This is a genomic window from Paraburkholderia sp. J41 (genome assembly GCF_905220235.1).
Taxonomy (GTDB): Bacteria; Pseudomonadota; Gammaproteobacteria; order Burkholderiales; family Burkholderiaceae; genus Paraburkholderia.
Genome location: NZ_CAJMZE010000034.1, coordinates 44311 through 57009 on the forward strand (window position 1 = coordinate 44311; position 12699 = coordinate 57009).

Annotated in this window: 7 protein-coding genes; 3 read left to right on the forward strand and 4 right to left on the reverse strand. The window is 66.9% G+C overall.

Annotated elements, in window-relative coordinates; genetic code table 11:
* Positions 1 to 3 precede the first annotated feature (3 nt).
* Positions 4 to 2871 carry a valine--tRNA ligase gene (locus U5805_RS26135; protein ID WP_322106411.1) on the reverse strand — a complete coding sequence of 956 codons (2868 nt, stop codon included), beginning with the start codon at positions 2869 to 2871 and terminating at the stop codon, positions 4 to 6.
* 541 nt (positions 2872 to 3412) lie between these two features.
* Here U5805_RS26135 and U5805_RS26140 point away from each other — a divergent pair.
* The 3 genes from U5805_RS26140 (at position 3413) to U5805_RS26150 (ending at position 8213) form a co-directional block, all read left to right on the forward strand.
* Entirely contained in the window at positions 3413 to 5779 is a 2367-nt protein-coding gene (locus U5805_RS26140; protein WP_322106412.1) for a UvrD-helicase domain-containing protein, read from the forward strand.
* 72 nt (positions 5780 to 5851) lie between these two features.
* The gene (locus tag U5805_RS26145; RefSeq protein ID WP_322106413.1) at positions 5852 to 6664 is read left to right on the forward strand and encodes a 5'-methylthioadenosine/adenosylhomocysteine nucleosidase; all 813 of its coding nucleotides are present in this window, start codon (positions 5852 to 5854) and stop codon (positions 6662 to 6664) included.
* A gap of 184 nt (positions 6665 to 6848) precedes the next feature.
* Positions 6849 to 8213 (forward strand): MFS transporter, encoded by a 1365-nt coding sequence (locus tag U5805_RS26150; RefSeq protein WP_322106414.1) that lies wholly within the window; start codon positions 6849 to 6851, stop codon positions 8211 to 8213.
* A 453-nt stretch (positions 8214 to 8666) separates the two neighbouring features.
* On the opposite strand, the gene U5805_RS26155 is transcribed toward U5805_RS26150, so the two are convergent.
* The 3 genes from U5805_RS26155 to U5805_RS26165 form a co-directional block, all read right to left on the reverse strand.
* Entirely contained in the window at positions 8667 to 10577 is a 1911-nt protein-coding gene (locus U5805_RS26155) for a propionate--CoA ligase (RefSeq protein WP_322106415.1), read from the reverse strand.
* A gap of 394 nt (positions 10578 to 10971) precedes the next feature.
* Positions 10972 to 11592 carry a hydrogenase maturation protease gene (locus tag U5805_RS26160; protein WP_322106416.1) on the reverse strand — a complete coding sequence of 207 codons (621 nt, stop codon included), beginning with the start codon at positions 11590 to 11592 and terminating at the stop codon, positions 10972 to 10974.
* A gap of 241 nt (positions 11593 to 11833) precedes the next feature.
* Positions 11834 to 12697 (reverse strand): HlyD family secretion protein, encoded by an 864-nt coding sequence (locus U5805_RS26165; protein WP_322106417.1) that lies wholly within the window; start codon positions 12695 to 12697, stop codon positions 11834 to 11836.
* Positions 12698 to 12699 lie beyond the last annotated feature (2 nt).

Below are 12699 nucleotides of genomic sequence, written 5' to 3' on the forward strand. Positions count from 1 at the left end.
ATTTCAGGCCGGCAACCGCGCGAGTTGCGCGGTCAGCTTGTCCAGCGTTGCCTGGTATTCTGCCAGTCTTTTCTGCTCCTGCTCAACGACTGCGGGCGGTGCTTTTGCTACAAAACTGTCATTTCCCAGTTTTGCCTTGCACTTTGTCACCTCATTGCCGAGTCGGGCGATTTCCCTGGACAGGCGCTCGCGTTCGGCGGCAACGTCGATCTCTACCTTGAGCACGAGTTTGTCCGTACCCACGATAGCAACTGGCGCGCCTGCCGAGGCGGCGTCGAGCGTCGCTTCGTCGGCGATGATCTGGACCTCCGAAAGCCGCGCGAGCGCCTGCGCGTACGGCGCGAAGCTCGCAAGACGTTCGGCGTTGCCCGTGACGAGCAGCGGCACCCTGGTCGCGGGCGAGAGATTCATCTCGCCGCGCAGGTTGCGGCACGCGTCGATCACGGCCTTCAGGTCGGCGGCCCATTGCTCGGCCGACTCGTCGATCTTCTTCTGCTCGGCCTGCGGGTAGCGCTGCGTCATGATCGACGCTTCGCCTTCCTGCTTGCCTTGCGGGTAAGCGTCGGTGAGCGGCGCGACCTTTTGCCAGAGCGCTTCGGTGATGAACGGAATCACCGGATGCGCGAGACGCAGCACCGTTTCCAGCACGCGCAGCAGCGTGCGGCGCGTGGCGCGCTGCTGCTCGGGCCTGCCGGTCTGGATCTGCACCTTCGCCAGTTCGAGATACCAGTCACAGTATTCGTCCCAAACGAACTTGTATAGGGCGTTCGCCACATTGTCGAAGCGATAGTCGGCGAAGCCCTTCGCGACTTCGGCTTCCACGCGTTGCAGCAGCGAGACGATCCAGCGGTCGGCCTGCGAAAAATCCGTGTAGCCGCCGGGGCCGCAATCGCCCGGCCGGCAGTCTCCCGGCTTGCTGAAACCGCAGTCGTGGCCTTCGCAGTTCATCAGCACGAAACGCGTGGCGTTCCAGAGCTTGTTGCAGAAGTTGCGATAGCCTTCGCAGCGCGCGAGGTCGAAGTTGACGTTGCGCCCGAGCGTGGCCATGGACGCCATGGTGAAGCGCAGCGCGTCGGTGCCGAACGCGGGAATGCCTTCCGGGAATTCCTTGCGCGTCTTTTTCTCGATGGTCGCGGCCTGCTTCGGATTCATGAGGCCGGTCGTGCGCTTGGCCACCAGCGTTTCCAGATCGATGCCGTCCACGATGTCGATCGGGTCGAGCGTGTTGCCCTTGCTCTTGGACATCTTCTGGCCTTCGGCGTCGCGCACGAGACCGTGCACGTACACCGTTTCGAACGGCACCTTGCCGGTGAAGTGCGTGGTCATCATGACCATGCGCGCGACCCAGAAGAAGATGATGTCGAAGCCCGTAACCAGCACGGAGGAGGGCAGGAACGCCTTCAGTTCGGGCGTCTCCTGCGGCCAGCCGAGCGAGGAGAACGGCACGAGCGCCGACGAGAACCACGTGTCGAGCACGTCTTCGTCGCGTTTGAGCGCGCCCTTGTAGCCTTGCGCTTCGGCCTTGGCGCGCGCTTCTTCCTCGGTCTTCGCGACGAAGATCTCGCCGTTTTCGCCGTACCACGCCGGAATTTGATGGCCCCACCAGAGCTGGCGCGAAATGCACCAGTCCTGGATGTTTTCGAGCCACTGGTTGTAGGTGGTGGTCCAGTTTTCCGGCACGAACCGGATCTGGCCGTTGCGCACCACTTCGAGCGCGGTTTCGGTGATCGACTTGCCGGGGTTGAAGGTGCCTTCGGGCGCGGGCCTGGTCATCGCCACGAACCACTGGTCGGTGAGCATCGGCTCGATCACGACGCCCGTGCGGTCGCCGCGCGGCACCATCAGCTTGTGCGGCTGCACGGAATCCAGCAGGCCGAGCGCCTCGAAGTCGGCGACCACCTGCTTGCGCGCCTCGAAGCGGTCGAGGCCACGGTATTTCCCGGGCGCGTTCGCGTTGATCTTCGCGTCGAGCGTAAGGATCTCGATCATCGGCAGGCCGTGGCGCAGACCCACCTGATAGTCGTTGAAGTCGTGCGCGGGCGTGACCTTCACGACGCCCGTGCCGAACTCGCGGTCCACGTATTCGTCGGCGATGATGGGAATCTCGCGCTCGGTGAGCGGCAGCTTCACCGTCTTGCCGATCAGGTGCGCATAGCGCTCGTCTTCCGGGTGGACCATGACGGCCGTATCGCCAAGCAGGGTTTCCGGACGCGTGGTGGCGACCGTGAGATGGCCCGAGCCGTCGGCGAGCGGGTAGCGCAGGTGCCACAGGCTGCCGTTTTCCTCCTCGCTCGCCACTTCGAGGTCCGAGACGGCCGTGAGCAGCACCGGGTCCCAGTTCACGAGACGCTTGCCGCGATAGATCAGGCCCTGTTCGTAGAGGCGCACGAACACGTCGCGCACGGCGGCCGACATCTTGTCGTCCATCGTGAAATATTCGCGCGACCAGTCGATCGACGCGCCGAGGCGCCGCACCTGGCCGGTGATGGTCGAGCCCGACTTCTGCTTCCACTCCCACACGCGTTCGACGAACTTCTCGCGGCCCAGGTCGTGGCGCGAAATCTTCTGCGCGTCGAGCTGGCGTTCGACGACGATCTGCGTGGCGATGCCGGCGTGGTCGGTGCCGGGCACCCACAGCGTGTTCTCGCCGAGCATGCGGTGATAGCGCGTGAGGCCGTCCATGATCGTCTGGTTGAACGCGTGCCCCATGTGCAGCGTGCCGGTGACGTTGGGCGGCGGCAACTGGATCGAGAAGTTCTTGCTGCCGGGCTCGAAGGTCGGCGCGGCGTAGCCGCGACGCTCCCACTCGGGGCCCCATTGGGCCTCGATCGTCTGGGGCTCGAAGCTTTTCGCTAGCGTGCTGTCGCTCATGGGTGGAATCTGCCGAAAAAAGATGCGTGAAACGTTCGATTATAAGGGCAAGCGCTTGCCGCGCCGACGCGCCGCCGGACGCGGGACGCGCGCAAACGGCGCGAGCACGGCGCGATTGCGACGCGATTACGACGCAAAAAGAGCACGCGATGGGGGCGCGATCGGCTCGTAATCGGCACGCAGTCGGCAGGCACTCGGCACGTAATCGGCAGACACTCGGCGCGTAATGGTTACGCAATGAACACGCACGGCACGCAATATCGGTACACGAAGAACACGCGAAGGCCCGGCTACGAAACGAATGCGGCGCGAAGCCCGCATGAAGCCTGCATGAAGTCTGCAATGAAGCCCGCACCGATCTTCGTGCGGCGAACGCCACCGCGCGGCGCGACCGCCGCGATCCGGCGCGAGGCCAGCCAGGGCGCGCGCACTTATAATGTCGGTCTGCCATTGATCGGCGCGATCGACAGGCGTTGGCGCGGGCGCCCGAAGCCGCGCGCCGCCGTGCCGTCCTCTTGCGCCTCGTCCCTTTTTTCGCCCCATGCCCGAACTGCTCGCGAACCTGAATCCCGAACAACACGCCGCCGTCACCTTGCCCAACGAGCCGGCGCTCATTCTGGCCGGGGCCGGCAGCGGCAAGACGCGCGTGCTCATCACGCGCATCGCGTGGCTGATCCAGCAAGGTCTCGCCTCGCCGATGACCATTCTCGCCGTGACCTTCACGAACAAGGCCGCGCGCGAGATGATGACCCGCCTTCAGGCGATGATGCCCATCGACACGCGCGGCATGTGGATCGGCACCTTTCACGGCCTGTGCAACCGCATGCTGCGCGCGCATTACCGCGACGCCGGCCTGCCGCAAACCTTCCAGATTCTCGACACGGCCGACCAGCTTTCGGCCATCAAGCGCCTGATGAAGGGCTTGAACATCGACGACGAAAAATATCCGCCGAAAAACCTCCAGTACTTCATCAACAACGCGAAGGAGCAGGGGCTGCGGCCGAAGGACGTCGACGTGACGGACGACTTCAACCGCAAGTTCGTCGAGCTTTACGAAGCCTACGACCAGCAATGCCAGCGCGAAGGCGTGGTCGATTTCGCCGAGCTGCTGCTGCGCTGCTACGAACTGCTGGCCTACAACGCGCCGCTGCGCGCGCATTATCAGGCGCGCTTTCGCGACATCCTCGTGGACGAGTTCCAGGACACCAACAAGCTTCAGTACGCCTGGCTCAAGCTGCTCGCGGGCCCGGGCAACGCGATTTTCGCGGTGGGCGACGACGACCAGTCGATCTACGCGTTTCGCGGCGCGAACGTCGGCAACATGCGCGACTTCGAGCGCGAATTCCGCGTGAAACACATGATCAAGCTCGAGCAGAACTACCGCTCGCACGGTCATATTCTCGATGCCGCGAATCACCTGATCGCGCACAACTCGCGGCGTCTCGGCAAGAACCTGCGCACCGACGCGGGCCACGGCGAGCCCGTGCGCGTGTACGAATCGGCCACGGATTCGCAGGAGGCGGGCTGGATCGTCGAGGAAATCCGCGCGCTCATCAACCAGGGGCTCGCGCGCAACGAGATCGCCATTCTTTACCGCAGCAACGCGCAGTCGCGCACGATCGAGCACACGCTCGTGAACGCGGGCGTGCCGTACAAGGTGTACGGCGGCCTGCGCTTCTTCGAGCGTCAGGAAGTGAAGCACGCGCTCGCGTATCTGCGCTTGATCGACAACCCGAACGACGACACGGCGTTTTCGCGCGTGGTGAACTTTCCCACGCGCGGCATCGGTGCGCGCTCGATCGAGCAACTGGCCGACGCGGCGCGTCTCTACAACTGCTCGATGGCGGCGGCCATTCCGTACGTCACGGGCAAGGCCGGCACGAGCCTCGGTTCGTTCGCCAATCTGATCGCGAAGATGCGCGCAGAAACCGCGCAGATGAGCCTGCCGGAAACCGTCGAATACACGGTGCGCATGAGCGGTCTCGCCGAGTTCTATCAAACCGAGCGCGAAGGCCAGGACCGGCTCGAAAACTTGCAGGAACTCGTGAACGCGGCCACCGCGTTCGTGAGCGAGGCGGGCTACGGGCTCGACACGCCCGCGCGCTCGATTCCGCTGCGTCCCGGCGCGAGCGCGCTGCCCGAAATCGTCTCGCAGGACGGCGAGATCGAAGTGCTCGACGCGCCCGGCATCACCGACCCCGCGCAGAATCCCGACCTCATGACGCCGCTCGCGGGTTTTCTCTCGCATGCGTCGCTCGAAGCGGGCGACAACCAGGCGCAAGCCGGTCAGGACGCCGTGCAACTGATGACGGTGCACGCGGCGAAGGGCCTCGAATTCACGGCGGTGTTCATCACCGGTCTCGAAGAAGGCTTGTTCCCGCACGAAAACAGCGCAATGGAAGCCGACGGCCTCGAGGAGGAGCGCCGCCTGATGTATGTGGCGATTACGCGCGCGAAGGAGCGTTTGTACATCTCGTTCGCGCAAAGCCGCCTGCTGCACGGCCAGACGCGCTATAACGTGCGCTCGCGCTTTTTCGACGAACTGCCGCAGGAAGCGCTCAAGTGGCTCACGCCGAAGGTCGAGGCGGGCGCGCGCTGGGGCGGCCGCTCGGACAACGCCGGTTGGGGGCGCGACTGGTTCGCGCGTGGCGGCAACGGCGGCGGTGGCTCGCGCGATCGCGACGCCTATGTCGCCGACAACAGCCCGGCGCCCGCGTTCGCCAACGCGCAGCGCGCGGCCGAAACCGGCTTCCGCGTCGGTCAGGGCGTGTTTCACACGAAGTTCGGCGAAGGCACGATCACGGCGCTCGAAGGCAGCGGCGCCGACGCCAAGGCGCAAGTGCGCTTCAAGCGGCACGGCGAGAAGTGGCTCGCGCTCGCGGTCGCGAAGCTTCAGGCCGTCGAATAACGCAACGAATTCCTTTCCCCGACGATGAACGATTCGACTCAAACGCCGCCGCCGACGCCAACGCCGACCCAGATGCCGACCCCGGCGCCGGCGCAACCGGGCGGCGCGGCCGCGCGTCCGCTCGGCGTGCTGGCGGCGCTGCCGCAGGAACTGGGCGATCTGATCGCGGCGATGCGGGCCGAATCGGGCGTGGTCACGCGCACGTTCGGGCAGCGCGACTATCACCTCGGCACGGTCCACGGTGCGCCGTGCGTCGTCACCCTGGCGCGCGTGGGCAAGGTCGCGGCGGCGGCCACCGCGAGCGCGCTGATCCACGCGTTCGACGTCGAAGCCATCGTGTTCACGGGCGTGGCGGGCGGCGTCGGCGGCCAGGTACACGTGGGCGACGTGGTGGTCGGCGACACGCTGCTTCAGCACGACATGAACTGCGAGCCGATTTTTCCCCGTCACGAAATTCCGCTGCTCGGGCGCGCGCGTTTCGACACCGAGCGTGCGCTCGCCGACGCGCTCGCCGCCGCGTGCGAGCGCTTTATCGCCGAGGAGGGCGCCTCGCTCGCGGCGCAGTTCGGCGGCGCGTTGCCGCGTCTGGCGAGCGCGGCGCCGCGGGTGCATCGCGGGCTCGTGATCAGCGGCGACCAGTTCGTCGCCAGCGCCGCGGCCGTGGGCGCGTTGCGCGCATTGCTGCCCGACGCGCTCGCCGTCGAGATGGAAGGCGCGGCCATCGCGCAGGTTTGCTACGAATACGGCGTGCCGTGCGCGGTCGTGCGCACGATTTCCGATACCGCCGACGAACACGCGAGCGCGTCGTTTTCCTCGTTCCTCACCGCCATCGCCGGCACCTATTCCACCGGCATTCTCAAGCGCTTTCTCGCGTCGTACCGCTGATCGGACCCGCGCGGGTTAACAATGACTGTGAATTTATTTATGTCTCAAGTAATCTGGTTCGCACCGGGTTGCTGAATTCGCGCGTTGGATTGACGCGCCGAATCCCACGCCGATGCGTCCCGGCGTAGCTGCGAACCGTCGCCTTTTCCGTTTCGCTTTTTCGTTCCTCTTGCGCCGCGCCGCCATGTCCGAAGCCCGCTCCATTCCCGCGCGCACGACGCGCGCCGTATTGCTCGTCTGCGGCCTTGCCGTGCTGTTCGAAGGCTACGACGTGGGCAGCATCGGCGCGGTGCTGCCCGCGCTCGCCGCCGACCGCCACTGGCAACTCACGCCCATGCAGCTCGGCGCGCTCGGCAGCTACGCGCTCGCCGGCATGTTTTTCGGCGGGTTGATCGTCGGCACGCTCGGCGATCTGCTCGGGCGCAGACGCATGCTGCTCGGTTGCGTCGCGCTCTTTTCGCTGACGATGGCGGGTGCGGCGCTCGCGCCCACGCCGTTCTGGTTCGGCGTGTGCCGGCTGCTCGGCGGCGTGGGGCTCGGCGGCGTGATTCCGGTGGCGGCGGCGCTCACCATCGAGTATTCGCCCGAAGCGCGTCGCAGCTTCAACTACGGGATGATGTACTCGGGCTACTCGCTCGGCATCCTGTGCGCGGCGCTCGTGGCGATGGCGCTCCTGCCCGTGTGGGGCTGGCGCGGCGTGATGGCCGTGGGCGCATTGCCGCTCGCGGCGTTGTGGCCGATGGCGCGCGCGCTTCCCGAATCGATCGACTATCTCGTGGCGGGCGGCCGCGTGGCCGAAGCGCAGGCGCTGGCCGCGCGGCTCGGCATTGCGGGCGCATGGGTCTCGCGCGTCGCGGATGCGAGCGCGGCGAAGCGCGAGCGCGCGGGCCTGCGCGAAGTGGTCGCGGCGATCTTCGCGAAGCGGCGCTTGCGCGCCACCGTGTGCTTCTGGATCGCGCTTTTTTGCGGCATGTTGCTCGTCTACGGCCTCAATACGTGGCTGCCGATGATCATGCGCAAAAAGGGCTACGACCTCGGATCGAGCCTCGCGTTTCTGTTCGTGTTCAGCCTGACTTCGGCGTTCGGCGGACTCGTGCTCGGCAAGATCGCCGACCGCTTCGGCGTGCGCGCGACCGTGGCGCTGGCGTATGCGGCGGGGGCGCTGGCCATCGCCGCGCTGATGACGAAAAACGCGCTCGCGGTGAGCTACCTGCTGGTGGCGCTGGCGGGCGTCGGCAGCATTTCCGCGTCGCTCATTCTTACCGGCCATCTCACGCATTTTTATCCCGCGCATGCGCGCGGCGCGGCGACGGGCTGGGCGCTCAGTTTCGCGCGCTTCGGCGCGATGTGCGGGCCGTTGATGGGCGGCTATATCGCGAGCGTCGGCGCGGACCTCGCGTGGAATTTCGTGGCGTTCGCGGCCACGGCGCTGGTGGCGGCGCTGGCCGTCGCCGCGCTGCCGTCGCGGGCGCGCGGCGAGGCGGCGGCCAATGCCGATGCCGAAGCCGATGATCGCGGGCGAGCGGTCGGCGGTGCGCGGATGTCGTGACTTTTTTATCGTCGATGGCGTGCGGTTTCGAGCGCAACGCACTGACCGGAAGCGCCGCATCGGCGCGCGGGCGAGGGCAACGATGGCGCCGGTTTCTCCTCGCCGGGCCTTGTCGATGTGAAACGGCCGGCGCCGTTGCGGGTGCGGCACACTGAACCGAAGCACACGTAGCACCGTGTAGCACCACCTGGCATCACGTCGAAACGAAGGCGATGCTGGCCGACCATCGCGCGGAAGCCGGTTTCCGGCTCGCCATGCCGTGTTGGTGCGCGGCGAAACGCGAGGTCGTCAGCGCAACCCGGCGGCGGAAAAGCGTTGCGCGAAACGAAGCCGCCAAAAAACTGCCGAAAAACGGCCGGAAAACTGCCAACAAACCGCGACCAAACCGCGACCAAACCGCGACCAAACCGACAACAAACCGCCCCGCGCAACCCCGCGCACCTGCGCCGTTCCTCAGCCTCCGGCGCCCGCCGCCACCGCCTCGCGAATCTGCGTCAATGCCGCGGCGTCCTCGATCGTCGGCAGTTCGCCAGGCTCGCGTCCTTCCGCGAGCGCCGCGATCGCGCGCCGCAGCAGCTTGCCCGAGCGGGTTTTCGGCAGCATCGAAACGAAATGCACGCGCGCCGGCCGCCCGATCGCGCCGAGCTGGCGGTCGACCGTCGCCGCGAGCGCGGCCGCGAGCTTTTGCGCCGCTTGCGCGTCCGCCGCCGTGCCCGCGTCGCGCAGCACGACGAAAGCGAGCGCGGCCTGGCCTTTCACCGCGTCGCTCACGCCCACCACGGCCACTTCCGCGACCGCCGCGTGCGACGAAATCGCTTCCTCGATCTCGCGCGTGCCGAGCCGGTGCCCGGCCACGTTGATCACGTCGTCGGTGCGGCCGAGGATCGTCACGTAGCCGTTTTCGTCCTGCACGCCCCAGTCGAACGTCGAATAGACCTGCTGGGCCGGCACGCTGTCCCAGTAGGTTTTGACGAAGCGCGCGTCGTCGCCCCAAACCGTCTGCATGCAGCCCGGCGGCAGCGGCCAGCCGAGCGTGATGACGCCTTTTTCGCCCGTCGCGCACGGCTCGCCCGTGTGCTCGTTGCGCAGCACGAGGTCGTAGCCGTAGCACGGCACGCCCGGCGAGCCGGGCTTTTGCGGCAGCTTCTGCACGCCGCCCTGAATCGCGAGCATCGGCCAGCCGGTCTCGGTCTGCCAGTAGTTGTCGACGACGGGTTTGCCGAGCGCACCGGAAATCCACGTCGCCGTGGGCTCGTCGAGCGGCTCGCCCGCCAGAAACAAGGTGCGCAGGCTAGAGAGATCGGCCGCGCGCAACAGCGCCGGGTCCTGCTTCTTGAGCACGCGTATGGCCGTGGGCGCCGTGAACATGAGGTTGATGCGATGCTGCTCGACGAGCCGCCACCACACGCCGCCGTCGGGGCGAATGGGCGTGCCCTCGTACATCACCGTCGTCATGCCCGCGAGCAGCGGCGCGTAGATGATGTAGCTGTGCCCGACCACCCAGCCGATATCGGACGCCGTGAACATCGTGTCGCCCGCGCGGCCTTCGAAGATGTATTCCATCGACGCCGCGAGCGCCACCGCGTAGCCGCCCACGTCGCGCTGCACGCCCTTCGGCTTGCCCGTCGTGCCCGAGGTGTAGAGCACGTACGACGGCTCGTTCGATTCGAGCCATTCGCAGGGCACGTGCGCGTTGTAGTGCTGCTCGCGCAGCGGCTCGTAATCGACGAGATAGGGCGCGTTTTCGGCGTTCAGGCGCTCGGGCGCAAGCTGGCGGTCGATCAGCAGGACGCGCGGCGTCTTGTGTTCGGCGCGCGCCATTGCCTCGTCGACGAGCGGCGTGTAGTCGATCACCTTGCCGCCGCGCGCGCCCGCGTCGGCGCTCACGATCAGCGCGGGCCTGGCGTCGTCGATGCGCGCGGCGAGGCTCGGCGCCGCGAAACCGCCGAACACGACCGAGTGGATCGCGCCGAGCCGCGCACTGGCGAGCATCGCGAACACGGCTTCGGGAATCATCGGCAGATAGATGAGCACGCGGTCGCCGCGCTTCACGCCGAGCGAGCGCATCACGGCGGCCATGCGGTTCACTTCGGCGTGCAGGTCGGCGTAGGTGTAGCGGCGCTCGATGCCGGTTTCCGTCGATACGTACACGAGCGCGTTCTGTTGCGCGCGCGAGGCGAGATGACGGTCGACGGCATTGAAGCAAAGATTGGTGCGCCCGCCGCCGAACCAGCGGGCGAACGGCGGATTCGAGCGGTCGAGCACTTGCCCGAACGGCGTTTCCCAGTGGATGCGCGCGGCTTCGCGGCGCCAGAAGTCCTCGGGGTTCGCGATCGACTCGCGATGAAAGTCGCGGTAACGCATGACTGGCTTCCTCGTGCTGATGGCGCGCGGCCCGACGCGGCTCCAGCTTTCGAGGATAGTGCAGCGCAGCGCGCGCGGGCAACGCGGGTTCACCACTATGCGCGTTGGCGGCGGCGTACTTGCCTGGCGTCGGGGCGGAGCGGCAAACGCGCAAATCGGCAAGGCGGCAAGGCGGCAAGGCGGCAAGGCGGCAAGGCGGCAAGGCGGCAAACCGCAAACGCGCAAGGCGGCAAATGGGCACGGCGGCAAGGCGGCAAGGCGGCAAGGCGGCAAACGCGCAAACGCGCAAACGCGCAAACGCGCAAGGCGGCAAATGGGCACGGCGGCAAAGTGGCGAACCCGCGAACCCGCGAACCCGCAAACCAGCAAATGCGCAAGGCCGCAAGCGCCGCCTTCAGGAGGGCCGGGCGGGCGGCTCCGTCTCGCGCGCCAGCGTCTCCACGCGCCAGCGCCGCAGCCAGTCGCACGCGACGTCGGCGGCGCGGTCGAGTTGCGCGGCCACGGCCGGCGAGAGCTGCGCGCCGTGGCGGTCGCCGCGCTGCGGCTGCAGGCCGATCAGCACGAGTTCGCGCGGCACGCGCCCGGCCAGTTGCGCGCATGCGAGCGCGGCCGCGAAGCCCATGCCGGGACGCTTCGGGCCGCGCACGTAAAGCTGCTCGGCGGCGGCGTCGCCGGTGAGAACGTGCAGCGTGCCGGGCGGCCCTTGCAGGTCGAGGGCGCTCAAAACGATGAGCCGCGAGGCGGATTCGAGCAGAGGCACGAGGGCGCGGCCGAGCGTCTCGCCATCGACCAGCTCGACCTGCGCGGGCAGCACCCAGCGCGCTTTCAGGCGCGCGAGCGACTGCGCGCCCGCGTCGGCGTCGCCCCATTTCTCGTTGCCGAGTGCGAGCACGACGACGCGTTCGGGCGGCGGCGCGGTTCGTTTCGCGAGCCCGGCAAGCGCCCGGCGCACAAGTCCGTGCATCGACAGCGGCGCGCGTCCGATTTCGCGCAGGATGGGGGCATGGAAAATCACGTTGAAGAATTGAGCGAGACCAAGAAATCGGAATCGTCCTAGCAAATCGCGAATATTTGATTGATGTGAATCAAATTCGGCGAGCCTTAATATCGCGAAGGAAAAGATTTTGCAAAGAACGCGGATTGCCTGTCGGACAAACCTTCGGCAAAGTTTCAGCGGCGCCGAATGCCGTCGCAAACGCAAAAAAGCCAGACGCGCGGTCTGGCTCTTTCGTTGCGGGCGCGCCCAGGCGCGGCCGTCACGTGCCCGGCTTCACCACCACCGTGCAGGTCGTGCCCGCCGAGAGAATCATGTCGTCGGGAATCCTGTCGATGTGAATGCGCACCGGCACGCGCTGCGCGAGCCGCACCCAGTTGAAGGTCGGGTTCACGTCGGCGAGCAGTTCCTTGCTTTGCGGATTGTCGCGGTCGTAAATGCCGCGCGAAATGCTTTCCACATGGCCCTCCAGCGTGCCGCCGCTCATCAGCTTGATGTCGGCCTTGTTGCCGATCTTCACGTGCGGCAGCCTGGTTTCCTCGAAATAGCCGTAGACCCAGAAGGAATGGCTGTCCACCACGGCCAGCTTGGGCTGCCCGGCCGTCGCGTAGTCGCCCTTGAACACTTGCAGATTGGTCACGTAGCCGTCCACGGGCGAGATCACGCGCGTGCGTTCGAGATTGAGCTTCGCGGCGTCGAGCGCGGCCAGCGCCTGCTGGTACTGCGCCTGCGCCGAGTTCGCCGTGTGCGAGGCGTTTTCGCGGCTTTCCTGCGAGACGACTTCGCTGTCCATGTCGGCGCGGCGTTTGGCGTCGTCGAGGCGCATCGTGAGTTCGGCCTTGCGCGCGGCCACGGCGGCCTGCGCCTGCTCCACGGCGATCTGGTAGTGCGACGGGTCGATCTGCATGAGCAGGTCGCCCTTGCGCACGAGCTGGTTGTCGCGTACCGGCAGGTCGACCACGGCGCCCGAGACGTCGGGCGCGATGTTCACGACGTCGGCGCGCACGCGGCCGTCGCGCGTCCACGGCTCGTCCATGTAATGCACCCACAGCACGCGCCCGATCAGAATGGCGACGACGAAGATGATGGCCGTCGCGATAAAGCCAATGAGGTTGCGGATAGTCATGA